This is a genomic window from Pantoea sp. EKM10T (assembly GCF_011800685.1).
GTDB lineage: Bacteria > Pseudomonadota > Gammaproteobacteria > Enterobacterales > Enterobacteriaceae > Pantoea > Pantoea agglomerans.
This window is the reverse complement of record NZ_JAALEU010000007.1, coordinates 278,122-302,953: the sequence shown is the minus strand read 5'-3', so window position 1 is coordinate 302,953 and position 24,832 is coordinate 278,122. Positions and strand designations below refer to the sequence as shown.

26 protein-coding genes and 1 other RNA gene are annotated in these 24,832 nt (G+C 56.8%); 17 read left to right on the top strand and 10 right to left on the bottom strand.

All coding sequences use genetic code 11. The annotated features are described in order from the left end of the window. Positions 1–55 precede the first annotated feature (55 nt). Both HFD95_RS15495 and HFD95_RS15490 read right to left on the bottom strand, forming a co-directional pair. Positions 56–505 (bottom strand): DUF441 domain-containing protein, encoded by a 450-nt coding sequence (locus tag HFD95_RS15495; RefSeq protein ID WP_003855520.1) that lies wholly within the window; start codon positions 503–505, stop codon positions 56–58. A 61-nt stretch (positions 506–566) separates the two neighbouring features. Continuing rightward, complete coding sequence (locus HFD95_RS15490; protein ID WP_167430465.1) at positions 567–977, bottom strand: lysozyme inhibitor LprI family protein; 411 nt, start codon at positions 975–977, stop codon at positions 567–569. A 169-nt stretch (positions 978–1,146) separates the two neighbouring features. Here HFD95_RS15490 and HFD95_RS15485 point away from each other — a divergent pair, with 169 nt between their 5' ends. Continuing rightward, complete coding sequence (locus HFD95_RS15485) at positions 1,147–2,706, top strand: methyl-accepting chemotaxis protein (protein ID WP_167430464.1); 1,560 nt, start codon at positions 1,147–1,149, stop codon at positions 2,704–2,706. Between the two features lie 63 nt (positions 2,707–2,769). Here HFD95_RS15485 and fbp read toward each other — a convergent pair whose 3' ends face one another. Beyond that, the gene (fbp, locus tag HFD95_RS15480) at positions 2,770–3,777 is read right to left on the bottom strand and encodes a class 1 fructose-bisphosphatase (RefSeq protein WP_010256459.1); all 1,008 of its coding nucleotides are present in this window, start codon (positions 3,775–3,777) and stop codon (positions 2,770–2,772) included. Positions 3,778–3,945: 168 nt separating this feature from the next. On the opposite strand from fbp, the gene mpl reads away from it, so the two are divergent. After that, positions 3,946–5,298 (top strand): UDP-N-acetylmuramate:L-alanyl-gamma-D-glutamyl-meso-diaminopimelate ligase, encoded by a 1,353-nt coding sequence (gene mpl, locus HFD95_RS15475; RefSeq protein ID WP_010256463.1) that lies wholly within the window; start codon positions 3,946–3,948, stop codon positions 5,296–5,298. 352 nt (positions 5,299–5,650) lie between these two features. Beyond that, positions 5,651–6,391: an oligogalacturonate-specific porin KdgM family protein gene (locus HFD95_RS15470; protein ID WP_010256466.1), complete on the top strand. Its 741-nt coding sequence runs from the start codon at positions 5,651–5,653 to the stop codon at positions 6,389–6,391. Between the two features lie 40 nt (positions 6,392–6,431). Here the strand turns inward: HFD95_RS15470 and yjgA are convergent, their stop codons facing one another. Then, positions 6,432–6,977 (bottom strand): ribosome biogenesis factor YjgA, encoded by a 546-nt coding sequence (gene yjgA / locus HFD95_RS15465; protein WP_010256467.1) that lies wholly within the window; start codon positions 6,975–6,977, stop codon positions 6,432–6,434. A gap of 115 nt (positions 6,978–7,092) precedes the next feature. On the opposite strand from yjgA, the gene pmbA reads away from it, so the two are divergent. The 11 genes from pmbA (at position 7,093) to HFD95_RS15410 (ending at position 16,789) form a co-directional block, all read left to right on the top strand. Next, positions 7,093–8,433: a metalloprotease PmbA gene (gene pmbA, locus HFD95_RS15460; RefSeq protein ID WP_010256470.1), complete on the top strand. Its 1,341-nt coding sequence runs from the start codon at positions 7,093–7,095 to the stop codon at positions 8,431–8,433. Positions 8,434–8,495: 62 nt separating this feature from the next. Continuing rightward, positions 8,496–8,882, top strand: coding sequence for a cytochrome b562 (gene cybC, locus HFD95_RS15455; RefSeq protein ID WP_010256473.1), 387 nt, complete (start codon positions 8,496–8,498; stop codon positions 8,880–8,882). A gap of 295 nt (positions 8,883–9,177) precedes the next feature. Beyond that, the gene (locus tag HFD95_RS15450) at positions 9,178–9,525 is read left to right on the top strand and encodes a glycine dehydrogenase (RefSeq protein WP_022623928.1); all 348 of its coding nucleotides are present in this window, start codon (positions 9,178–9,180) and stop codon (positions 9,523–9,525) included. Between the two features lies 1 nt (position 9,526). After that, positions 9,527–9,883 carry an SFCGS family glycine-rich protein gene (locus HFD95_RS15445; RefSeq protein WP_010256477.1) on the top strand — a complete coding sequence of 119 codons (357 nt, stop codon included), beginning with the start codon at positions 9,527–9,529 and terminating at the stop codon, positions 9,881–9,883. Between the two features lie 2 nt (positions 9,884–9,885). Beyond that, positions 9,886–10,185, top strand: a complete 300-nt coding sequence (locus tag HFD95_RS15440) for a DUF4312 family protein (protein WP_010256479.1) — start codon at positions 9,886–9,888, stop codon at positions 10,183–10,185. 128 nt (positions 10,186–10,313) lie between these two features. After that, on the top strand, positions 10,314–11,090 hold the full coding sequence (locus HFD95_RS15435; protein ID WP_010256480.1) for a DUF4311 domain-containing protein: 777 nt from the start codon (positions 10,314–10,316) through the stop codon (positions 11,088–11,090). Between the two features lie 11 nt (positions 11,091–11,101). Then, positions 11,102–11,743 carry a DUF4310 family protein gene (locus HFD95_RS15430; RefSeq protein ID WP_010256482.1) on the top strand — a complete coding sequence of 214 codons (642 nt, stop codon included), beginning with the start codon at positions 11,102–11,104 and terminating at the stop codon, positions 11,741–11,743. Positions 11,744–11,786: 43 nt separating this feature from the next. After that, positions 11,787–12,917 carry an amidohydrolase/deacetylase family metallohydrolase gene (locus HFD95_RS15425; protein ID WP_167430463.1) on the top strand — a complete coding sequence of 377 codons (1,131 nt, stop codon included), beginning with the start codon at positions 11,787–11,789 and terminating at the stop codon, positions 12,915–12,917. Continuing rightward, positions 12,901–14,022, top strand: a complete 1,122-nt coding sequence (locus HFD95_RS15420; protein WP_167430462.1) for a DgaE family pyridoxal phosphate-dependent ammonia lyase — start codon at positions 12,901–12,903, stop codon at positions 14,020–14,022. The genes HFD95_RS15425 and HFD95_RS15420 overlap by 17 nt, the downstream gene beginning before the upstream one ends. Beyond that, on the top strand, positions 14,019–14,759 hold the full coding sequence (locus tag HFD95_RS15415; protein ID WP_022623925.1) for a KDGP aldolase family protein: 741 nt from the start codon (positions 14,019–14,021) through the stop codon (positions 14,757–14,759). Before HFD95_RS15420 ends, HFD95_RS15415 begins: the two co-directional genes overlap by 4 nt. 107 nt (positions 14,760–14,866) lie before the next feature. After that, positions 14,867–16,789: a transcription antiterminator gene (locus HFD95_RS15410; RefSeq protein WP_031594357.1), complete on the top strand. Its 1,923-nt coding sequence runs from the start codon at positions 14,867–14,869 to the stop codon at positions 16,787–16,789. A 9-nt stretch (positions 16,790–16,798) separates the two neighbouring features. Here HFD95_RS15410 and HFD95_RS15405 read toward each other — a convergent pair whose 3' ends face one another. Beyond that, positions 16,799–17,698 (bottom strand): LysR family transcriptional regulator, encoded by a 900-nt coding sequence (locus HFD95_RS15405; protein WP_010256496.1) that lies wholly within the window; start codon positions 17,696–17,698, stop codon positions 16,799–16,801. A 129-nt stretch (positions 17,699–17,827) separates the two neighbouring features. Between HFD95_RS15405 and HFD95_RS15400 the strand changes: the two genes are divergently transcribed. After that, positions 17,828–18,532, top strand: a complete 705-nt coding sequence (locus tag HFD95_RS15400; protein ID WP_033758884.1) for a pirin family protein — start codon at positions 17,828–17,830, stop codon at positions 18,530–18,532. 52 nt (positions 18,533–18,584) lie between these two features. Here the strand turns inward: HFD95_RS15400 and dolP are convergent, their stop codons facing one another. From dolP to HFD95_RS15380, 4 genes are read right to left on the bottom strand one after another with little or no spacing between them, the layout of a single operon-like run. After that, a complete protein-coding gene (gene dolP / locus HFD95_RS15395) occupies positions 18,585–19,157 on the bottom strand; it encodes a division/outer membrane stress-associated lipid-binding lipoprotein (RefSeq protein WP_010256504.1) in 573 nt (190 codons plus the stop codon). Between the two features lie 14 nt (positions 19,158–19,171). Continuing rightward, positions 19,172–19,759, bottom strand: coding sequence for a DnaA initiator-associating protein DiaA (gene diaA, locus HFD95_RS15390; protein ID WP_010256507.1), 588 nt, complete (start codon positions 19,757–19,759; stop codon positions 19,172–19,174). A gap of 14 nt (positions 19,760–19,773) precedes the next feature. Next, positions 19,774–20,169, bottom strand: coding sequence for a YraN family protein (locus tag HFD95_RS15385; protein ID WP_010699787.1), 396 nt, complete (start codon positions 20,167–20,169; stop codon positions 19,774–19,776). After that, positions 20,127–22,151, bottom strand: coding sequence for a penicillin-binding protein activator (locus HFD95_RS15380; RefSeq protein ID WP_045139594.1), 2,025 nt, complete (start codon positions 22,149–22,151; stop codon positions 20,127–20,129). Before HFD95_RS15380 ends, HFD95_RS15385 begins: the two co-directional genes overlap by 43 nt. Before the next feature lie 62 nt (positions 22,152–22,213). Between HFD95_RS15380 and rsmI the strand changes: the two genes are divergently transcribed. Further along, entirely contained in the window at positions 22,214–23,080 is an 867-nt protein-coding gene (gene rsmI / locus HFD95_RS15375) for a 16S rRNA (cytidine(1402)-2'-O)-methyltransferase (protein ID WP_010256516.1), read from the top strand. A 33-nt stretch (positions 23,081–23,113) separates the two neighbouring features. Continuing rightward, positions 23,114–23,492: RNase P RNA component class A (gene rnpB, locus HFD95_RS15370), an RNA gene on the top strand. Positions 23,493–23,785: 293 nt separating this feature from the next. On the opposite strand, the gene HFD95_RS15365 is transcribed toward rnpB, so the two are convergent. After that, on the bottom strand, positions 23,786–24,760 hold the full coding sequence (locus HFD95_RS15365; protein WP_033758880.1) for a glutathione S-transferase family protein: 975 nt from the start codon (positions 24,758–24,760) through the stop codon (positions 23,786–23,788). Positions 24,761–24,832 lie beyond the last annotated feature (72 nt).

The window sequence follows — 24,832 nt, the reverse complement described above, 5'->3', positions numbered from 1 at the left end:
CCAACTGACTCTGAAAGTATGCCCCCTTTTTGGCGTTTCGGAATGCGCCCAAACGCTACTTAGCCGCCACAAACAGCGAAACAATGCCTGCGGCAATCAGTGGTCCTACCGGCACCCCACGGAAGAACGCCACGCCAATCACCGTACCAATCAGCAGACCACCAATCACCGAAGGCTGGACGCTCATAAAGTTCACGCCACGGCCGCCCAGCCAGGCGACAAAGATCCCCACCAGAATCGCCACAATCGACTTCCAGTTAGCAAACGACTTGATCAGCGCAGAGGCGGGCAGTGAGCCGCTTGCCAGCGGGGCCATCACCGCCACGGTAAGAATAATGATGCCTAAGGTAATGCCCTGTTTTTCTACGTAGGGGAAGAACTGAGCCAGCGGGGTAATTTTAATCGCCAGCAGCACCAGAATTGAAATTGTGACTGCGTTGTTGTGAACGAAATAACTCAGCACGGCAAGGCAAATCAGAATGATGGTCGAGGCGTAAGCAGCCATGGTTTCTCCCTGAAGGTTAATGAGCGCGCTGACTTCAGCCAGCGCAAAAACCGGTTATCGATCAGCAGTCATCGGGGTTAGCACAGCTGCCTTTACCAAGTGACTGCAACATCAGTGCCTGATTGCGCACCAGGCTCAGGCTCTGAGCGCTCAGCGCCACGCTGCCCAGCGAGCCTTGTGAACTGAGCTGGCTGCGGCTCGCCTCAAGCCAGCTGTCGCGGTAGCTCAGCCAGGCGCGCTGCGCGGCGCGCAGTTTGTTTTTAGGTTCGCCGGAGAGGGTTTTCATCAGTTTGTTGTACTGCTTATTCATCTCCTGATCCCAGGCCCGATTGGCCGCAGCGTAGCACTGGTTCATGGCAAGGGTAGTCGAGGCTTCATTGAGGCAGCGGTCGGGCGAGGCGTCCTGGGGCATATCCTCTGCCAGCGCCGCCGTGCTGAGGCACAGCAGCATCAGAAGTAATCCTGGTTTCATTCTTTTCTCCGGATAACGGATAAGCGGCGATTAGCTTGATGGATGTTCCCGTGATGATCAAGTTGTTAACACTAATCAGGGTTAAAGTTTCGCGCCGTTACTGCCGATACTTCATCCGTTTTAGGGCCGCTGGAAAATTTGCCTTTTCACATACACGGAAACTATCTGGATGAAACAGTTATCACTTCGCACGGGGTTGCTGGCATTGCTGGCATTTATGACACTGCTGCTGTTGGCGGTGAGTTTTATGGGTATCGTGGCAATTAACAAAGGGAATCGCTCGCTGGATGTGATCAACCGCATTCAGGGGATCGAGCTGAACAGTCTTTACCAGAGCAATGCCGATCTGATGCGGGCCCGCGCTAACGCCGCGCTGGCGGTGCGTAAAATTGAAATTGGTTTGCTGGAAGAGGGGGCGGCAGTAACAAAACTGTCGCAGGCGGATGTGGTCTCATCACAGCAAAGCCTGAAGCGTTTTGTGGACGCCGGAACGGTGACGGCGCACGGCAAAAAGCTGGCCGATGCGGTTTCGGCCAGTTACAAAGCCTATCTCGACCAGGGTATCAAACCGATGATGAACGCCCTGGATAAGCAATATACCGACGAGTATTACCAGCTGCTGGAAGGCAACCTGGCGACACTGGCGGCCAGCTACAACAAGGCCGTCATGGACTTCAGCCAGCTGGCCGATCAGATCACCCAGGCCCAGCTGGCGCAGGCGGCCTACAACGAAACCAAAATGAAAATCCTGATCGCCGTGGCGGTGGTATTAACACTGCTGCTGCTGTTGCTCGCCTGGCAACTGCTGCGCCGGATGCTGCTGCAGCCGCTGAACCTGGCCATTCTCCATCTTGAGCAGGTCGCGGCGGGCGACCTCTCGCAGGCGCTGCCACCGTCGGGCAACAATGAGCTGGGGCGGCTTAATCATGCGCTCGCCGGAATGCAGCAGTCGTTGCGCACCTCGGTGAGTCAGGTGCGCGAAGCGAGTATGCAGATCGACATCGGCAGCCGTGAACTGGCCGCGGGCAACGTCAATCTGTCGCAGCGTACCGAAGAGTCCGCCGCCTCGCTGGAGCAGACTGCCGCCAGCATGGAGCAGCTCACGGCAACCGTGCGGCTTAACGCCAGCAATGCCCAGCAGGCGCACCAGCTGGCTAACGCGGTCTCTGATACTGCCGATCGCGGCGCGGAGGTGGTCTGCTATGTGATGGAAAAAATGCATGAGATTACCGACAGTGCCAATCGTATCGGCGACATTCTTGGCGTGATTGATGGTATCGCCTTCCAGACCAATATCCTGGCACTCAACGCCGCCGTTGAAGCGGCGCGCGCAGGCGAACAGGGCCGTGGCTTTGCGGTGGTGGCAAACGAAGTGCGCACGCTGGCGCAGCGCAGCGCTAACGCGGCCAAAGAGATCCGTACGCTGATTAGTGATTCACAGTCGAGGGTGAAAGAGGGCAGCGAGATGGCGACGCGGGCCGGAGAAACCATGGATGAGATTTCTGGTGAGGTCATGCGCGTAACGGCACTGATGAAAGAGATCTCGATGGCCTCCGACGAACAGAGCCGTGGCATTGAGCAGGTTAATCTGGCGGTCACACAGATGGATGCGGCGGCGCAGCAGAACGCGGCGCTGGTGGAGCAGGCAACCGCCGCGACCCAGTCGCTGGAAGCGCAGTCCGATCAGCTTCAGGCAACCATGGCGCAGTTCAGGTTGCAGACGGCGTAAAAACAGCAAGGGCGCGAAAATCGCGCCCTTGCTTTTTATATGACTTTTTATACCACTGCCGGATTAACCCTGACGGCAATCCGGGAACTCGGCCAGGAAACGCTCAACGTCGTTCACCATCGCCTCGTTACCGCAGTAGAACGGACAGCGCTGGTGCAGCGTGACCGGTGGAATATCCAGAATACGCTTCTGACCGTCGCTGGCTTTACCGCCCGCCTGCTCTGCCAGGAACGCCATCGGGTTGCACTCATACAGCAGACGCAGCTTACCCTGAGGATGGCTGGCGGTGCTTGGATAGAGGTAGATGCCGCCTTTCAGCAGATTACGATGGAAATCCGCGACCAGCGATCCGATGTAACGTGAGGTATAAGGACGGTGCGTTGGCAGATCCTCTTCCTGACAGAACTTCAGATATTTCTTCACACCCTGCGGGAAACGAATGTAGTTACCTTCGTTAATGGAGTAGGTGTAACCCGTTGGTGGATAGGTCATACGTTCGTGGCTGAGGCAGAATACACCCAGAGACGGATCGTAAGTAAACGCATGCACGCCTGCACCGGTGGTATAAACCATCATGGTGGAGGAGCCGTAAACCACGTAACCGGCAGCGACCTGCTTGTTGCCTGGCTGCATGAAGTCCGCTTCAACAACTGGCGTACCCGGTTCGCTGACGCGGCGGTAGATAGAGAAAATGGTGCCGACGGAAACGTTAACGTCGATGTTAGAAGAACCATCCAGTGGATCCATTAACACCACGTACTTACCGTTTTCTTCACCTTCAAAGATCACAAACTCGTCTTCTTCCTCAGAAGCGATACCGGCGACGATGCCGCGTGCTTTCAGTGCTGCCTTCAGTTTCTCGTTGGCAAACAGATCAAGTTTCATCTGCTGCTCACCCTGAATATTCTCGACGCCGCTGGCACCCAGAATATCCACTAAACCGGCTTTGTTGATATCGCGGTGGATGATTTTGGCACCCAGCTTAATAGCGGAAATCAGCGCTGTCAGTTCACCTGTAGCGTGCGGAAAGTCATGCTGCTTCTCGACGATAAATTCGCCCAACGTTTTCATAACACATTCCCTGAATCTTCGATGGAGTGGCAGCACGCGTAACAGTCTGCCAACGGATGCGTACGCAGTTTAGCCGATTGAACTTCAAAAACCATAGTCCTAATCCGTTTCTTCCATCTGCGAGCGGCGTTACACTGTGCGCCGAACTTTTGAGTAATGGATCACGTAATGCGCATTCACATCCTCGGGATTTGTGGCACTTTTATGGGCGGTCTGGCGATGCTGGCCCGTTCACTTGGTCATCAGGTGACCGGGTCAGACGCCAACGTTTACCCACCTATGAGTACTCTGCTTGAACAGCAAGGTATTGAATTAACAGAAGGTTACGACGCCAGTCAGCTTGACCCGGTGCCTGACCTGGTGATTATCGGCAACGCGATGACGCGGGGTAATCCTTGCGTGGAAGCGGTGCTGGAACGCAACATTCCTTACCTCTCTGGCCCGCAGTGGCTGCACGATTTCGTGCTGCGCGATCGCTGGGTGCTGGCGGTCGCGGGAACCCACGGCAAAACCACCACAGCCGGCATGGCAGCGTGGATTCTCGAGGCCTGCGGCCTTGAGCCAGGCTTTATTATTGGTGGTGTGCCCGGAAACTTCGATGTCTCGGCAAAATTAGGAAAAAGTCCATTCTTCGTGATTGAGGCGGATGAGTACGACTGCGCGTTTTTCGATAAGCGTTCCAAGTTTGTCCATTACTGCCCACGTACGCTGATCCTCAATAATCTTGAGTTTGATCACGCCGATATCTTTGACGATCTGCGGGCGATCCAGAAGCAGTTCCACCACCTGGTGCGGATCGTACCGGGCCAGGGCAAGATCCTGCTGCCGGAACATGATCCTAACCTCAAACAGGTGATGGCGATGGGCTGCTGGAGCGAGCAGGAGAACGTCGGCGAGCACGGGCGCTGGCAGGCGAAGAAGCTCACCAACGATGCGTCTCACTGGGAAATCTGGCTCGACGGCGAAAAAGTCGGGGAAGTGAACTGGGCGCTGGTAGGTGAACACAATATGCACAACGGGCTAATGGCGATTGCTGCCGCGCGCCATGTGGGTGTGAAGCCGGAAGATGCAGGCCAGGCGCTGAACAGCTTTATCAATGCGCGTCGACGGCTGGAGCTGCGCGGCGAAGTGAACAGCATCAAAGTCTATGATGACTTCGCCCACCATCCGACCGCGATTCTGGCGACGCTGGCTGCCCTGCGTAGCAAAGTTGGCGGCAGAGCGCGTATCCTGGCTGTGCTGGAGCCACGCTCTAATACCATGAAGATGGGCGTCAGCAAGAACGATCTGGCACCGTCGCTGGCGCGTGCTGATGAGGTCTTTCTGTTCCAGCCGCACCATATTCCGTGGCAGGTATCTGATGTCGCAGAAGCGTGCATTCCGCCTGCACACTGGAGCGCGGATATCGATACCCTGGTGGAAATGGTGGCCAAAGCCGCTCAGCCAGGCGACACGATTCTGGTCATGAGCAACGGCGGGTTTGGTGGCATCCACCAGAAGCTGCTGGACAGGCTGGCATAATGTCACAGGCGCCCGTTTCGGGCGCTTTTTTAAAAGCATTATCCCCGGAAATATTATTCCCTCAATAAATCCCGCATATTTTTGAATTCGATCTGCTCACTCTTCCTGCCGTTGCCATATTTTTCTTATTAGTGTCTGAAACAGAAAGGCCGCTCTCGCCGGTTATTTCTAGCATCATCCCTGTAGTAACTGAGAAATAATAATTAACGCGTTAAAGTTAAAGGGATAAATAACAGTCTCTCTTTATGCGCGATCTTATATTGATGAGGTTTTTAAATATAAGTTAACTCTGGGTTAAACGAATGAGTTCGGATAATTCATTGCTCTGATTACCACTAATAAGGATGTTCATATGGGAAATAATAATTCATTGTCGTTTTTGCTGGGCGCCGCGTTGTTATGCAGTTCTGCTGCGGCGCTGGCCACGGCCACCGTTGATTACCGGCATGAGTACCGCCTTCGCGACCGCACGCACTACGACAAGCTGGGTCTGAGCACCACGCTGCCGGACAATATGTTTCTCGGCGTCGAAACCAAATTCAAAACCGGCGGCGCCGATCCAAAAGACAAATATTATAACGACACCGTGTTAAATGTGGTGGAGGTGACCTTTCTGAAATCGTATTACTGGGGGAACTGGACAGTGTCGCCTTTTATTCAGCCAGAGTTTAACTCCTCGCGCACTGAATGGAAATTTGGTGTGGCACCCTGGTATAAATTTAATGATCGCTGGTCTCTCGGTGGCCTTTATCGTCTTGAGCTGACCGATTATGCGCATGACGATCAATGCCGCACCGGCGGTATTGATTATTGCGATACTGACCGGCATCGCACTGCCAACCGTTTTGATCTCTATCTGCGAAATAAAAGCGATCGGCTGACCACCACCTATAAGCTGGTGTATAAGCACGCGGATGCGAAACTCTTTGCCAATAAACATGACGATTACGAACAGGAGTTACAGTTCGATTATGCGCTTGGCAACGATCGCGTCTGGGTGCCTTACGTCACCTTTGGCGATATCGGACGTTCTGCGACATCGAGCGAACGCCAGCTGCGGCTGCGCACCGGTATTCTCTATATCTATCGATAAATGCGCTGCCGGGAGGCGGGCGAGGCTGCCCGCCATGGCGTTACTTCGCTTCGGCCAGTTCGCGCAGATACTGGAAAATCTGACGGGCAGACTTCGGCGGCTTGCTGCCCGCTTTCTCTTTCTGCGCGTTACGGATCATGCTGCGTAACTGCTGACGATCGGCATCGGGATAAAGCGCAATCACGTCGCCCATCGCTTCATCACCCTGTTCAATCAGACGATCGCGCAGCATTTCCAGTTTATGGAACAGCGCAACCTGCTGGTTATGGCGATTATTGAGCTTATCCAGCGCAACGCGGATCGGCTCCACATCAATACTGCGCAGCAGTTTACCGATCAGCTGCAGCTGACGACGGCGACCCTCTTTCTTGATGCGCTGTGCCAGTTCCACTTCAGTACGCAGGCGCTCATCCAGCGGGATTTTATCCAGCGAGTTTTTACCCAGATCAACCAGTTCAGCACCCAGGCGCTTTAACTCTTCTGCATCGCGTTTAATTTCACTCTTACTGACCCAGATAATCTCTTCATCTTCTTCTTCGTCATTATCTGGCACATCGTCGAGCCACTCATCGGGCTGTTTGGTCATTTCCGGGCTCCCAAAAAAAAGAGGCTAATCCTACCAGTTTATCGGGTGACTGCGAAATTGTTCTCTGACTCTGATAGACTCAAATCATTCACACATAAGATTAGACGGCAGGTCGATGAACGTATCTACTCAGGTTGCAGAACAGCGAAAAGTACTGGAGCAGGCCATTGCGCAGGCACTTGAACTGGCTAAAGCAAGCACTGACAGCGCGGAAGTGGCAGTCAGTAAAACCACCGGCATCGGGGTCAGCACCCGCTATGGCGAAGTGGAAAACGTCGAATTCAACAGCGACGGTGCGCTGGGCATCACCGTCTATCATCAGAATCGTAAAGGCAGCGCCTCATCGACCGACCTCAGCCCGGACGCGATCAAACGCACCGTGCAGGCGGCGATTGATATTGCGCGCTATACCTCGCCCGATCCCTTTGCCGGTCCGGCCGACGCAGAGCTGCTGGCCTATGATGCGCCAGACCTGGATCTCTACCATCCGTGGGAGATTGATGCTGACCGCGCCATTGAACTGGCTGCGCAGGCGGAACAGGCATCACTGCGCGCCGACAAGCGTATTACCAATACCGAAGGTGGCAGCTTCAACAGCCACGTCGGCATCAAAGTCTTTGGCAACAGCCACGGTATGTTACAGAGCTACTGCTCAAGCCGTCACTCGCTCTCCAGCAGCGTGATTGCCGAGCAGGATGGTAATATGGAGCGCGACTACGCCTACACCATTGGGCGCGCGTTTGAAGATTTGAAGAGCCCGGAGTGGGTCGGTGCAGAGTGCGCGCGCCGCACGCTCTCCCGTCTGGCACCGCGTAAACTTCCGACCATGAAAGCCCCGGTGATTTTCGCCTCAGAAGTGGCAACCGGCTTATTTGGTCATCTGGTTGGCGCGATCAGCGGCGGCAACGTTTACCGTAAATCGACCTTCCTGCTGGATTCTATGGGTCAGCAGATCCTGCCGGAGTGGCTCACCATCAATGAACAGCCGCATCTGCTGAAAGGGCTCGCCTCCACGCCATTCGACAGCGAAGGGGTGCGTACCCAGGCGCGCGACATCATCAAAGATGGCGTGCTGCAGACCTGGCTGTTAACCAGCTACTCAGCCCGCAAACTGGGCCTGACCAGCACCGGTCACGCTGGCGGCATTCATAACTGGCGCATTGCGGGCCAGGGCCACAGCTTTGACGACCTGCTGAAGCAGATGGGCACCGGGTTAGTGGTGACCGAACTGATGGGACAGGGCGTCAGCGCCATTACCGGTGATTACTCACGCGGTGCGGCCGGGTTCTGGGTCGAGAATGGCGTTATTCAGTACCCGGTCAGCGAAGTGACTATCGCCGGAAATCTCAAAGAGATGTGGCGCAATATGGTGACCATCGGTGACGATATTGAAACCCGCAGCAATATCCAGTGCGGTTCAGTGTTACTGCCTGAGATGAAGATAGCGGGACAATAAAGATGGATTCCTGAAGCAGCCGGTTGGCTGCTTTTTTTCATCACAATAAAAAGGAAGTAATGATGCGTAAGCATGTGATTGCAATGTTGTCGGCTTCTCTGTTGTTCTCCAGCGTCAGTCTCTATGCGGCGGATCTGGAGCAGGATATGGATACACTGAATGCGAACCTGAAAATCGTCAAAAAAAGTGACAATGCCCAGGAGATGCAGCAGGCGTTAACCAAAATGCGTGCCGCAGCGCAGGATGCGCGACAGGGCACGCCGGATAAGCTGGAAGGCCAGCCGGCTGACAGCCCACAGGTGAAAGATTTCCATGCCGGTATCGACTCACTGATCGCGCAGATCGATGTGGTCAGCGCGCTGGCGAAAGCCAACAATGTGGACGGGGCGAAACGCGAAGCAGCGAAGTTCGACGACATCCGCAATACCAACCATAAGAAATTCCGTTAATCAGATCGCCGGCCAGCCAGGCCGGCGGTTTTTTACCATCACTTCTGCTTATTACCGCACCCTGAACCCCCGCGCGTCCGGCTTGTCGCCGCACAACATCACCGCTTTTCTCGGTTAAATCCATCAAATTACGCATTCTGCGACGCGTGTCGCACTAAGCATGCAGCCTGCGATCTGACGCACAACCTTCACTTCAATTTCCACTTGCTGCTGGAAATGTTGCCTCTCCACAGCCGGGGCGATGACCGCTAATTTGTTTTTAACGCGAATTATCCGGTTTAACAGGAGTAGCAAGGTGAGTAATAACGGCGTCCCGGTGTATGAAGCGGCACCTGAGAAAGTGCAACAGCTGGCTGACAGCGTGATGACGCAGATTGCTGCGATCTATCAGCAGCAGGGTATTCAGCCCAATGCGGTTCAGCAGCAGATGCTGCAATCGCATGTCGGTGCCATGGCGTCACGCTCGCTGAGCGGTGAGCCGCTGCCGGAAGTGGAAGCGGAGCTGTTTGAGGATATTCCGCCGGAAACGTTAGCGCTGGCGCAGCAGGTCGTCGATCTGTTTGGCAATCTGCCCCGCGAAGAGGCCTGGCTGCTGTCAGTGCATATTGAAGTCGCGCGATCAAACAACCAGAGAGGAACATAAGATGGTAACAGTAGTGATTGGCGATCGTTTAGGTAAAGGACAGAAAGTGGCTGCGGGCATCGAAAAAGCGGGTGGCCGTGCCGTCGTGGTGCCAGGTGTCGCCGCTGACATGAAACTGGGTGACGTGATGAAGGCGGAAAACGCCGATTTCGGCATCTCGTTCTGCGGCAGCGGCGGCGCCGGTGCTATCACCGCTCAGAACAAATATGGCTACAAAGCAAAACATGGCATGCGTTCTGTCGACGAAGGCGTCACCGCCATTAATGAAGGTGCCACGGTGCTGGGCTTCGGCTTTATGGATAAAGAAGAGTTAGGCGAGCGGCTGGTGCAGGCCTGGAACAAGAAGCACGGCAGCTGATTATGAAAGAACAATACGTTACCCAGGTGACGGTCGAGGGCAAAGGCGACACCAAAGCGAAAGCCTTTGCCGATGCCCTGAGTCGTGTGCAGAACCAGGTTCTGCGCGCGACGCAAAAAATTCTGCTGCGCATTGAACCTCAGGATGTCCGGGTGCTGCGCGCGCAGGAGAGCGTCAAAACCGAGAAGTTTCTCTTCTTCTTTCTGGCGCGCCAACGGCGGAGCTTCAGCGTCACGCTGGAGATCACCGTCAGCGTCACCGTTTTCGACACCGAACAGGTGGCGTTCACGGCGGCATCGTAAAACAGAGCCTGTTAACGCCAGCCAGCCGTTTGCCCGATGCTCTGCTGTCGCGACATCGCGATGATCAGGCAGGGGCGATGCGGCGGCGTGCGATTGGGCAGGTAAAAACGACAACAAGGTACAACAACATGTTTTTAATCATTTTGTTTAAGTCGTTGATCATTGGCGGGCTGGTAGGGGTCGGCGTCGGTGCGGGTGCGGCGCGCATGTTCCACGCGCCAACCACTCAGGGCATGGGCGCTTTCCGTACGCTGGGCGAGCTGAACTCGTGCGAGGGCGATCCGGCATCCCACTTCTCCTTTGGTCTTGGCTTCTTTTTCAATGCCTGGGCATCGTCGGTTGCAGCCGGTTCATTCACTCAGGATGTGGATCATCGCATCATTCCAAACTGGGGTGCGGCCGCCTTGATGGTGAAGAATCGTAATGTGGCGGAGACGCTGCACGATCCGAAAAAAATGGCCATCGCCTGCGGCATCATCGGCATGATCGTGGTCGCCTTCCTCAACTCCACCGCCTCGGCTGTTCCGGCTGCGCTGCAGGTCACGGCAGTCAAAGTGCTGGTGCCCGCCGCTAACCTGCTGGTGAACACCGTCATGCCGGTGATCTTCTGGCTGGCGGCGATCGACGCGGGCAGAAAGTCAGGTTTCTGGGCCACCATTTTTGGCGGTCTGGCGCAGCTGATCATGGGCAACGCCGTGCCGGGGCTGGTGCTGGGTATCCTGATCGGTAAAGGCGTGGAAGAGAGCGGCTGGAACCGGGTCACCAAAGTCATGATGACCGCCATCGTGCTGCTGTTTGTGCTGAGCGGCTTCTTCCGTGGTTTCGATATGAAGCTGCTGCAGTCCTTCCAGCTCGGCATTCCCGGCTGGCTCGACATGATCCATAACTCAGTCAGCGGCAAATAAGAGGCGATGCGATGAACGAAAATAAAGGCTTCTGGTACGCCGACTGGTCCTTCCCGATCTTTGTTGGCCTGCTCTCTTCTGGCGTCTTTGCCGGAACTCACATGTATTACCTCTATGGTATCGGCGCGTTCAACGAAGTGGCGTTTGTGTCGATGCTGCGCGCAGGCATGGAGACCGGCGTCTACGGCGCGGTCGCCGCCTTTGGTGCCAGCTTCCTGTTCGCCCGTATCATCGAAGGCTCACTGGTGGGCATTCTGGATATCGGCGGGGCGATTCAGACCGGCGTCGGGCTGGGCGTTCCGGCACTGCTGCTGGGTGCGGGCATTGTCTTCCCGGTAGCGAACTTCGCTGCCTCGCTGGCGACGGGCCTGGTAATTGGTGTGGCGATTGGCTACCTGATTATTCTGGCGCGTAAATTCACCATCAATCAGAGCGACTCAACCTACGGCGCAGACGTGATGATGGGTGCGGGTAATGCCTCGGGGCGCTTTCTGGGGCCGCTGATCATCCTGTCAGCCATGGCGGCATCCATTCCGATTGGCCTGGGTTCGCTGCTGGGCGCGCTGCTCTTCTATCTCTGGAACAAGCCCATTACCGGCGGCGCCATCCTCGGCGCGATGATCCTTGGGGCACTGTTTCCGATTGCTCTCTGATCTCACCGGCAGCCCGGCAGCGGGCTGCCGTTAAGGAGAAACCATGTACGACTTGATTATTCGCGGTGCGCGTCTCAGCGATGAGCAGGTGGTCGACATTGCGCTGCAGGATGGCCGTATCGCCGCCATAGGCAAGGTGCAGGGTAACGCGCAGCACGAGCGCGATCTGGCTGGCCGTTACTACCTCAGCGCAGGCTGGATCGACTCCCACGTTCACTGCTATCCCAAATCACCAATTTATCATGATGAAGCGGATGCGATTGGCGTAGCGCATGGCGTCACCACGGTTGTCGATGCGGGCAGCACCGGCGCAGAGCACATTGATGACTTTTACCGGCTGACACGCGCGGCACAGACCCAGGTTTATGCGCTGATCAATATCGCCCGCACCGGCATCGTCACCCAGAATGAGCTGGCTGACATGACGCAGATAGATGGCGAGGCGGTGCAGCAGGCGGTGGCGCGGCTGCCCGATTTTATTGTCGGCCTCAAGGCGCGCATCAGCAGCAGCGTGGTGGGCGAGAATGGTGTGCAGCCGCTGATTAAAGCGAAGGCGATCCAGCAGGAAACCGGCGGGCTGCCGCTGATGGTTCACATTGGCAATAATCCGCCCAATCTCGACCAGATTGCGGATCTGCTCACCACGGGCGATATCATCACGCACTGCTTTAACGGCAAACCCAACCGTATCCTGACGCCGCAGGGCGAACTCAAAGCGGCGGTAAAACAGGCTATCGCGCGTGGCGTCAAACTTGATGTCGGCCACGGCAGTGCCAGCTTCAGCTTTGAAGTCGCCCGCGCGGCGATTGCGCAGGGCATTCTGCCCGACACCATCAGCTCTGACATCTACTGCCGCAATCGTCTGGCCGGACCGGTTCACAACCTGGCGCATGTGATGTCGAAATTTTTCAGTGTCGGTATGACCCTGCCGCAGGTGATTGACTGCGTAACGCTCAATGCGGCGGCAGGACTGCGCCTGCAGCGCAAGGGCCAGCTGAAAGTGGGCTACGACGCCGATCTGACGGTGTTTAGCGTCAAAGAGGAAACCCGGCCATTCATCGATTCAGAAGGTGAACAGGTCGCAGGTGAGAAGCATCTGGTCCCGCTGGCGGCCGTCGTTGCTGGTACGTGGATCGCGACTGAAGAAGGAAAAGCGCATGACCTCGGTATATGAAAAGTATGGCCTGAAGCCGGTGATTAACGCCTCTGGCCGTATGACGATCCTCGGCGTCTCTACGCCGTCGAGTGAGGTGATCGATACGGTGAAATATGGCCTCGATCACTACTTCGAAATGAAAGATCTGGTGGATAAGACCGGTGCTTATATCGCCGGTCTGCTGAAGGTGGAGAACGCGCTGGTGGTCTCCTGCGCCTCGGCCGGTATCGCCCAGAGCGTGGCGGCGGTGATTGTGAAAGACAACGACTGGCTGGTGGATAACCTGCATGCCGCGCCGCTGACCGTCCCGCATCAGATTGTGGTGCCGAAAGGGCACAACGTGAACTATGGCGCACCGGTCGGCAGCATGGTGGCACTGGGTGGCGGGCAACTGGTGGAAGCGGGTTACAGCAACGAGTGCTCACCCGCCCAGCTGGCGGCGGCGATCACCCCACAGACCGCGGCGATCCTCTATGTAAAATCGCACCACTGTGTGCAGAAGAGCCATCTCGATGTGGCGCAGGCCGCGGCCGTTGCGCGCCAGCATGGCGTCCCGCTGATCGTCGATGCGGCGGCAGAAGAGGATCTGCAATGCTACTACCAGGCGGGTGCCGATCTGGTGATCTACAGCGGAGCAAAAGCGATTGAAGGGCCGACCAGCGGACTGGTAATTGGCCGACACCACTACGTTGAGTGGGTCAAACGCCAGACCAACGGCATTGGCCGCGCGATGAAAGTGGGCAAAGAGGGGATCCTGGGGCTGACCCAGGCGATTGAAAACTATCTGACGCAGCCAAAAATCAGTGGTGCGCAGATGGTGGAAAAAATGACGCCGTTCATTGAACAGCTCAACGGTCTGAATGGCGTGACGGCCCGGGTAGTGTGGGATGCCGCCGGACGCGACATCGCCCGTGCTGAGATCAAGTTCGACGAAGCCGCGATCCAGCAGCGCACCGGCGATCTGGTACAGGCGCTGAAAAACGGCGAGGTGGCGATCTACTTCCGTGGCTACAAAGCCAACGAAGGGATCATTGAGGCGGACGTGCGCAGCGTCAGCGCCGATCAACTGCACACTATTTTCACCCGCATTCAGGTACTGTTAAACGGAGAGAAAAACGCATGACGCTGACCCCCAATTTCTATCAGGATCGTCTCTGCCTTAACGTACTGGCGGGATCGAAAGAGAATGCGCGCGCCATCTGGCAGGCGGCAGAAGGGCATGTGCTGGTCGGCGTGCTGTCGAAAAACTACGCCAGCAATGAAGCCGCTATCGCCGATATGCGCGAGTATGCCGCGCTGATCGATAATGCGCTCTCGATTGGTCTGGGTGCGGGCGATCCCAACCAGTCACAGATGGTGAGTGAGCTCGCGGCAGTGCTGCAACCGCAGCATGTGAATCAGGTCTTTACCGGCGTCGCCACCAGCCGTGCGCTGCTGGGGCAGTCGCAGACGATAGTGAACGGTCTGATCTCGCCCACCGGCACGCCAGGTCAGGTGAAAATCTCCACCGGACCGCGCAGCTCAAAACAGCGTGATGGGATTGTGCCCGTCGAAACGGCGATCGCGATGCTGCAGGATATGGGCGGCAGCTCGGTAAAATATTTCCCGATGGGCGGTCTGCAGGCGGTGGATGAGTATCGCGCTGTGGCGGAAGCCTGTGCAAAGCTGGATTTCTGGCTGGAGCCAACCGGCGGCATCGATCTGGAAAATTTCGGTGAGATCGTGCGCATAGCGCTGGAGTCGGGCGTCAGCAAAGTGATCCCGCACGTCTACAGTTCGATCATCGACAAAGCCAGCGGAGAGACCCGCGTTGAAGATGTGAAGCAGTTGCTGGCCATCTGTAAAACGCTGCTGGCTTAGAGATCAACACGATCTGCCTGTTACAGGCAGATCGCGCAACATGGACGTTGCGAGACGATCTCCGTAGGCTGATGTTCCCTATTTCTGTCTGCAAACAGGTAACGCTTGTGAGATTTCCCAATCAGCGCCTTGCGCAACTGTTCGATGCCATGCAAAACGAAACGCTGCCTCAGGATGAGCTGGCGCGGCGTTTCGCCGTCTCGACACGCACCGTGCGTACCGATATCACGGCGCTGAATGCGCTGCTGGCAGAACATGGCGCGCAGTTTGTCCTCAATCGCGGCGCGGGCTATCAGCTGAAGATTGAGGATGCTCAGCGCTTTCAGCATCTGCAACAGCATACCGCGTCGCCGCTACGGGTGCCGCGCACCTCGCCGGATCGGGTTCGCTACCTGCTGACCCGCTTTCTTACCGCCGCCTATTCCCTGAAACTTGAAGAGCTGGCAGAAGAGTGGTTTGTCAGCCGCGCCACCCTGCAGAATGATATGGCGGAGGTGCGCGAATGGCTGGGGCGCTATCACCTCACCATTGAGAGCAAGCCCCACTACGGCATGAAGCTGTTTGGCAGCGAAGTGGCAATTCGTACCTGCCTGACCGACCTGTTATGGCAAATTGATCAGGCGCAGCCCGAGAGCCCGCTGCTCACTATCGAAGCGCTGAACAGCGGCATGCTGGAGACGCTGCGCCCGCTGCTGCAAAGCTGTTTTGCTCAGCACAACATTCGGCTCAGCGATGAGGGTGAACGCTATCTGCGGCTTTACTGCGCCGTGGCGGTGCGGCGCATCAGTGAAGGCTATCCGCTTAACGATCCGGGTGCAGAGGAGATTGGTGATGAGGTGCGTGAAGCGGCCCATCACCTGATTAATCTGATGCGTCCGCTGGTCAGCAAACCGATTTCACCGGCGGAAGAGAACTGGCTGCGGGTCAATATCGCCGCGCGACGCATTCAGGCGATTGCTCCCAGCGCCATCAATGCTGATGACGCCGACGCGCTGGTGGATTATCTGCTCAGCTTTATCAACACGCATTACAACTTCAATCTGCAAAACGATCAGCAGCTGCGTGCTGACCTGCTCACCCACATCAAAACCATGATTACGCGGGTGCGCTATCAGATTCATATTCCCAACCCGCTGCTCAGCAACATCAAACAGCACTATCCCATGGCCTATGATGTCACCTTAGCGGCGGTGACCAGCTGGGGAAAATATACCCCTTACGTCATCACCGAGAATGAGATTGGCTTTCTGGTGCTGCATATCGGTGTCGGGCTGGAGCGCCACTATGACGTCGGTTATCAGCGTCATCCGCAGGTGCTGCTGGTCTGCGACAGCGGTAACTCTACGCTGCGAATGATTGAGGCGATGCTGCTGCGCAAATATCCGCAGTTGCAGGTCACGGCCCGCCTGTCGCAGCGCGAGTATGAGGCGCGCAGCCGCATCGACGAAGATTTTGTTATCTCTACCATCCGGCTCAGCGAAAAAGAGAAGCCGGTGGTGGTGATGTCGCCGTTTCCCACCGGTTTTCAGCTGGAACAGATTGGCAAGCTGGTGCTGGTGGACCGTACCCGGCCCTATATGCTGGCGAAATTTTTTGATGCCCAGCACTTTCATATCGTCGACAGGCCGATGACCCAGTCTGAACTGTTTCGCCAGCTGTGCGATCAACTGGAGGCGGAGGGATTTGTGGATGCGGCGTTCTATCCGTCGGTTGAAGAGCGCGAAGCGATTGTCAGCACCATGCTCGGCGAAGGCATTGCGCTGCCGCACTCGCTGGGGCTGCTGGCAAAGAAAACCGTGGTTTACACCGTGCTGGCGCCGCACGGCATTGCCTGGGGAGACGATACCGCCTATGTCATTTTCCTGCTGGCGATCAGCAAAAGTGAATATGAAGAGGCGATGGCGATATACGATCTGTTTGTGACGTTCCTGCGTGAAAGGGCGATGACCCGCCTGCGGGACAGCACCGATTTCACCCGCTTCAGGGCAGTGGCGATGGATTGCCTGAGCCGCTCCTGGCCCTCGCCCTGAATCGGCGCTTTAGTTTTTCTTCGCCAGCAGGCGCGGGATCTCACGCAGGCACCAGGATTTGGCTTCGCCCATGCTGTCACGCCGCCACGCCATAATAATATCGACCTCGCGGGTATATTCCGGACTCACCACCCGCAGACGGCCTTCCGCAATATCCTGCTCTACCAGCGAATAGGGCATGGTCGCCACGCCCAGGCCAGCCAGCAGCGCACGGCGCTTATCGTCCATGCTGCTCACGGTCAGGCGCTGCTGCTTATCCAGTAACTGCACGGTCAGCACCGGACGCTCACGCGCGGTATCTGCGACCGCAATGCCACGGTATTTCACCCGCGTCACTTCAGACTGGGGTTCAGGCTCGTTATGAATCGGGTGGTCGGCACTGGCGACATAGACGCTCATCATGGTGTAGAGCTTGCGGGTATTGATCTCGGTGGAGGCGCGGAAGTGCATATCGGGGGCAATCACGATATCGGCCCGGCCCTGTTCCAGCCGTTCCCATGCGCCCGCCAGCACTTCCGTCACCAGCGAAAATTGCGTATTGGCCTTGTCGGCCAGCCGCGTCACCAGCGGAAACAGCGCATCAACAGGTACCAGTGCTTCGGTGACGATGGTCAGATGGGTTTCCCAGCCACGTGCCAGCGCTTCCGCATCGGTGGTGAGCTTATCGGCTGCTTCCAGCAGCACCCGGCCACGCTCCAGCAGCATGCGTCCCACGTTAGTAAATTTGGTACGGTGACCGGAACGGTCAAACAGCACCACATCCAGCTCCTCTTCCAGCTTTTGCATGGTGTAGCTGAGGGCGGAAGGGACGCGCCCCAGTTCATCCGCCGCCGCGGCAAAACTGCCACGCCGATCAATCGCATCCATTACGCGTAAAGATTCAAGGGTTAACGCACGCTCTTTAGCCATCCCGGTTCTCTGTCAGGAAATTTGAACATGCCCGGCAGATTAACTGGCTAACAATCCGGCGTCCAGACTTTTACCATGGGAGCATATAGTCCGTGGCCGATCCTCGTCACCGGATGCTGGAGGTAAACAATGATAACGACACGCAGTGCGTCCGCATGTGGTCAGGCCGATTTCGGCTGGTTACAGGCGCGCTACAGTTTCTCTTTTGGCCACTATTTTGATCCCAAACTGATGGGGTACGCGTCGCTGCGCGTACTGAACCAGGAAGTGCTGGCGCCGGGTGCCGCTTTTCAGCCGCGCACCTATCCACAGGTTGATGTCCTGAACATCGTGCTGCAGGGTGAAGCTGAATACCGCGACAGCGAAGGCAACACCATCAGCGTGCGGGAAGGGGAGGCGCTGCTGCTCTCTGCCCAGCCGGGCGTGAGTTACACCGAAATGAACCTGAGCAAAGATCGACCGCTGACACGCATGCAGCTCTGGCTGGCCGCCTGTCCGGAGCGTGAAAATCCGCGGATGCAGAAAATTGCCCTGACGGATGGCCGGTTGTCCCAGCTGATCGCCTCGCCGGATGGCATGGACGACAGTCTGCAACTGCGTCAGCAGGTGTGGATTCATCAGGTCGAGCTGGCACCAGGCGAAAAGCATGCGCTGCGGTTACAGGGGCCGCGTGCCTATCTGCAGTCGATTCACGGTTCGCTGGAAGCGATGTCCGGCACGGATCATCAGGAGAAGCTGGGCTGTGGCGATGGTGCCTTTTTGCAGGAAGAGAAGCTGTTGCAACTGACGGCGAAAACCGCGACCCGCGCACTGGTCATCGACATTCCCGTCTGAACATCGGGCAATAAAAAAGGCGGCCATGGCCGCCTTTTTTGCGTTTTGCGTACTACTTCAGCATGGTGAAGGCCGTGGTGACGTGCTTCACGCCACTGACGCGGCTGGCGACATCAGCCGCTGCCTGCGCTTCCTGCGGTGTCACCAGACCCAGCAGGAACACTTCGCCATTCTCCGTCGTCACCTTCACATTGGAAGATTTCACCTGATCGCTGCCCAGCAGCTGCGAGCGGATTTTGGTGGTAATCCAGGTGTCTGACGACGTGGTGCCCAGCGTCACTTTCTGGCCGATACGGATCTCGTTATAGACCTCGGTTGCGCCATCAACGCCCATGGTGATCTGTTTGGCACGACCGGCGATCTCCTGCGAAGGCGCCTGACCGGTCAGCAACACTTTGCCCTGATAGGCCGTGGCGATAATGCGGGCATCGGTTTTAATCTGCTGATCTTTAGCCAGCGCGTTAGTCACGCGTAGCTCCAGCGTGCTGTCATCAACCTGCGTACCCACCGAGCGTGGATCGGTGGCCGTTTTAGTGGCAACTGCTGCGCCACCCGCCACAACCGCAACGCAGCCCTGCAGCAGCATGGCGGTTAACAGAATAGCTATAGCATTCAATGCTTTCATTCGTGCTCCTTCGGTCATTCCTGATGGGGAAAGAGAGTGTTATCGATCAGATCGCATAAGCAATTAACGGTGAGCATATGCATCTCCTGAATACGGGCGCTGCGGTGCGACGGAATGCGGATCTCCACATCCTGCGGACCCAGCAGTCCGGCGAGCTCTCCGCCATCATACCCGGTAAGCGCAACGATAGTCATATCGCGTGTTACCGCCGCTTCCACGGCCTTAACGATGTCACGGGTGTTGCCACGGGTTGAGATAGCCAGTAACACATCGCCTGCGTGTCCCAGAGCGCGCACCTGCTTGGCATAGATTTCATCGTGCAGGCGGTCATTACCAATCGCGGTCAGCATCACGTTGTCGGCGCTCAACGCCAGCGCCGGTAAGCTTGGGCGTTCGGTCTCGAAACGGTTGATCATGCTGGCGGCGAAGTGCTGTGCATTGGCGGATGAGGCACCGTTGCCACAGCTCAGGATTTTATTGCCATTCAGTAACGACTGCACCAGCGTCATAGCGGCGCGGGAGATGGCATCGGGCAACGCTTCGGCTGCGGCAATCTGAGTTTGAATACTTTCGGTAAAACACGCTTTAATTCTGTCCTGCACACGACCACCTGGTTCTAAACGTCTGCATTAAAGGCATTCGGCAGCCACTCGAGCGCCGTGCCGGTAATGGCGATGATGTCGAAACGGCAATTCACTGTTTCAAAACTGCCGCCGCGTTGCGCCAGCCAGAGAGCGGCAGCGCGCAGCAGCTTTTGTTGTTTATTCCGGGTTACGCTGGCGAGCGCGCCACCATAACGCGCATCGCGTCGGTAGCGAACTTCAACAAACACCCAACAGTGCCCGTCACGCATTATCAGGTCAAGTTCACCATTGCGAAAGTGAACATTACTGGCGACCCATATCAGGCCAGCCTGCTCCAGATAGCGCCGGGCATCTTCTTCATACCTGGCGCCAGTCTGACGCCGATTTAGTTGGCCGGTGCGATTTCGCCCCGACGATACTGGTTCCATGTCAACTTCCTGTTGATCACACAATCCGTGTCGGCGCTGAGCTTGCCGGTATTGCCGTCCAGCGTAAAGCCAGGTGACTGACGCATCTGGTTAAAATGATTCGCCAGCGTCCAGGCATCCATTCCCATGGCATAGAGACGCACCAGCGAATAGTCATTATTGAATGACTTCGACGTCTGCTGCATCAGGCCAGGATTGCTGCCGGAGAGCAGCGGAATATCGCTGAACTGCAGGCCATCCATTTCCAGACGGAAGTCCGGGCCGGCACCGGCTTGCGCGCTGCGCGAACTGGCGTAGAGCGAGATATTGCTGCGACTGCCGGTGCGCATGGTGATCATCGGTTTGATCAGCTGCAGTTCGTCCTGCGTTGAGACGATGTAGACCGCATCGACACCACCACCGCTGCTGGTGCTGACCACATCTGGCGTGTTCTGCTGTGGTGCCGGGATAGTCAGGCCCGCAATCGTAACACCCTGCGGCTCGGCAGGTGCAGCGTTCACTGGCGTACCGGATAAGCTGATGCCCGCGCCGCTGTTAATGCCCTGCTTCAGCTCTGAGGTCGAACCAAAGCGCTGCTGCATCACGGTGCTGCCACCCAGCGTCTGCCACTCCTGAGCAAAGGCGTTGGTGACGCGATCGCCCAGTCCGCTGCGCGGAACCAGCAACAGCGGCTGGCGTTTGCCCTGATCCCAGATATGGTGCGCCGCATCGCGCGCTTCGTCTTCAGGAGAAAGCGCAAAGTAGCAAATATTCGGATGGTTCTGGATCTTTTCCGGCTCGTTGAGCGCCAGCACATTCAGTGGCGTCTGGCTGTTGGCGACCTTCTCAACGTTGCTCTTCAGCAGCGGACCGACCACGATGGTGGCGCCATCCTGCTGTGCCTGCTGCATCACCTGTTCAATCGGCTGGCTGCTGGTGTCATAGACCTTGATCTGTGCGTTGCTGGCCGGTTCTGCGGCAGCAGGCTGTGATTGAGGCTGTGGCGTCGCGTCGGCAGGCTGTTGCTGCTGCGGCGCGCTGATGGGATCGGTGGAAGAACCAGCAGCGGCAGCGGGTTGGGTGCTGGCGGTTGCATCAGCAGCGGCGGGCTGAGCTGCCGCAGGCTGAGCGACCGGCGCGGAGATGCCATTCTTCGCATCATTAAAGCCTTTCTGAATCGCGTTGGCGAATACCTGAGCCTGGCCATTCAGCGGCAGCAGCAGCGCGATGATGCTGGTTGAGGCTTTGGTGTAGTTCTGCATCTGGCTCAGCTGCGTCGGCAGCGTTTTGGCCGCCGGGTTCTGCGGATAGCGGGTCTGCCAGTCTTTGATGCCTGACTTGAGCATCTCGGCATCCTGCGTGTTGGCGCGCCAGACCGCGAGCAGATCCAGCCAGCCCTGCAGCACATTTTCATCGGCATTGATGACCAGGTTGCTGACTTCCTGCGGCGACATCTGGGTCAGTGTCTGCCAGGTGGCGTCGATATTGCCCTGATGATCGGTGCCTTTCAGCAGCGGCTCCTGGGCAATATAGTTGCGCAGCAGCGAGAGTGAAGGGCGACCCTGTGCGCTGGCGATCTGCAGGCTGTAGTAACGCGCCAGTTGATCCTGCGACAGTGCGCCGGTTTTCACTGCCGCTAACAGCGGTTCGGCGTCTTTGATCTTCTGCTGTGCAATCAGCAATTGCGCTTTCAGCAGCAGGGATTCCTGTTGCTGCGTCTCAGAGAGCTGCTGCGGCAACTGGCTCAGTTGCTGAGTCGCCTCAGGATACTTTCCTTCCTTCAACAGGGCGCGGATTGCAAGTAATTGCCAGTCGGTCTTGCTATCATCGCTGCTTTGCTGCGCTTGCTGCAGATAGTAAGCGGAGCTGGCTGTGACGGGCCCCTGAATATTGACGGTTGAGGTTTGCGGCCCCTGACCGCTACATGCGGCTAAAATCAGCCCAGCAAGAATGACAGGCAGAAAGCGTCCTGCTTTATGACGAACGACTTTTGAAGGAAGCATACTGTATCCAGTGATGTTTTTTTCAAGATGCTCAATATTAAATCGGCAATTCGGATGAAACAATGAAACAACTCGATCGGGCAGAGATTTCTGCCAGCACGCTCTACATCGTTCCAACCCCGATTGGTAATTTGGGTGATATCACCCAGCGGGCGCTGACGGTGCTTTCGAGCGTCGATCTGGTCGCTGCGGAAGATACACGTCATACCGGACTGTTGCTACAACATTTCGCCATCAATGCGCGACTCTTCTCACTTCATGACCACAACGAGCAGCACAAGGCTGAACTGCTGCTGACGAAGCTGCAGGAGGGTCAAAGCATAGCCTTAGTTTCTGATGCTGGCACGCCGCTGATCAACGATCCAGGCTACCATCTGGTGCGTCGCTGCCGTGAAGCGGGGATTCGTGTGGTGCCGCTGCCGGGCGCCTGTGCTGCCATTGCTGCGTTAAGTGCTGCAGGACTGCCATCCGATCGTTTCTGTTACGAAGGGTTTCTGCCCGCCAAAACCAAAGGCCGTTGCGACGCCCTGCGGGCGCTGGTGCAGGAGCCGCGCACGCTGATTTTCTATGAGTCGACCCACCGTCTGATCGACAGCCTGCAGGATATGGTGAGTGAGCTGGGTGCCGAACGCTACGTGGTGCTGGCGCGCGAGCTGACCAAAACCTGGGAGTCGATCTACGGTGCACCGGTCGGCGAGCTGCTGGCGTGGGTAAAAGAAGATGAGAATCGTCGCAAAGGCGAGATGGTGCTGATTGTCGAAGGTTACAAGACCGATGATGAAGATGCGTTACCGGCCGATGCGCTGCGTACGCTGGCGCTGCTGCAAAAAGAGCTGCCGTTGAAACGCGCGGCTGCGCTGACCGCTGAGATCCACAGCGTGAAGAAAAATGCGCTTTATAAGTATGCGCTGGAGCAGCAAGAGGCGTGACAAACGCCGGCGAATGTCCTATTATCCCGCGCCGAAGCTGACCAGACAGTCGCCGCTTTGTCGTCGTCCTCACTTGTGGGGAGACGGGCAGAGGGGAGGAAAGTCCGGGCTCCATAGGGCAGGGTGCCAGGTAACGCCTGGGAGGCGCAAGCCTACGACCAGTGCAACAGAGAGCAAACCGCCGATGGCCCAGAAATGGGATCAGGTAAGGGTGAAAGGGTGCGGTAAGAGCGCACCGCGCGACTGGCAACAGTTCGTGGCACGGTAAACTCCACCCGGAGCAAGGCCAAATAGGGGTTCACAAGGTACGGCCCGTACTGAACCCGGGTAGGCTGCTTGAGCCAGTGAGCGATTGCTGGCCTAGATGAATGACTGTCCACGACAGAACCCGGCTTAACGGTCAGCTTCGACTTTTTATCAAAACCCCGCTTCGGCGGGGTTTTTGCTTTGTGACGCGCGGTGACAGGATGAATGACTGCCCACGACGCTTATTCCTGAAAGAGTGCGGTTAATGATTGGCTGGGAGATCGCGCCTGCGCAGGAAACAGGGTCAGATCGGAAAGTCGCAAAATCCGTCATCCCTGACATGCTCGGCCCGCGCCATCCCTGGCGCGGGACGCTTTCCTCTTCTGACCCTGTTCCCTTCGCGTTTAGATTGTCATTACGGTCAGATTGTATCTGCTCCCTGCGCGATATGCAGGCAGCTTAACCGCGGCCGTGCGGCTCGTCCCAGTCAAACGCCGGGCCCAGTGAAATGACGCCGTTCGGGTTGATGGTCTTATGGCTGCAATAGTAGTGATGACGAATATGCGGCAGATTAACCGTCTCTGCGATATCAGGCATCTGATAGATATCACGCAGGAAACCACTCAGGTTTCTGTAGTCACTGATGCGATGGCGATCGCATTTAAAGTGGGTCACATAGACCGGATCAAATCGCACCAGTGTGGTCCACAACCGCAGATCCGCTTCGGTCAGTTGATCGCCGGTGAGATAGCGATGCTGGCCTAAAATCTGCTCCAGCCGCGACAGCGAATGGAACAGCGCAGTGACTGCCTCGTCGTAAGCGGACTGCGAAGTGGCAAAGCCCGCTTTGTAAACGCCGTTGTTCACGGTGTCGTAGATCCAGCTATTCAGTTCATCAATCTTTTCGTGCAGTGCAACAGGATAATAATCCCCGGCACGGGCACCGACAGCATCAAACGCACTGTTGAACATGCGGATGATATCGGCAGACTCATTACTGACGATGGTGTTCTGCTGCTTGTCCCACAATACCGGCACGGTTACGCGGCCACTGTATTGCGGATCGGCGTGCAGATAGAGCTGATAGAGGAACTCATTCTGGTAGAGCTTATCGCCGGTCGCATCCTGAAAACTATCATCGAACGTCCAGCCATTCTCCAGCATCAGCGGATGCACCACGGAGACATCAATCATGCTATCCAGGCCCTTCAGCTGACGCATCAGCAGCGTGCGGTGCGCCCAGGGGCAGGCCAGCGAGACATAAAGATGATAGCGGTCGCGTTCGGCGACAAATCCCGCTTTACCCACCGGGCCAGCACTGCCATCCGCGGTAACCCAGTTGCGGAAAGCCGACTCTGAACGCTTGAAGCGTCCGCCGGTAGATTTGGTGTCGTACCAGGTGTCATGCCAGACACCGTCAATTAACTGTCCCATAATGGCTCCAATGCAAACAGGGCGGGGAAATGTCCCCGCCCTGCTAAGTATATGTGGCATTACGCTTTATGT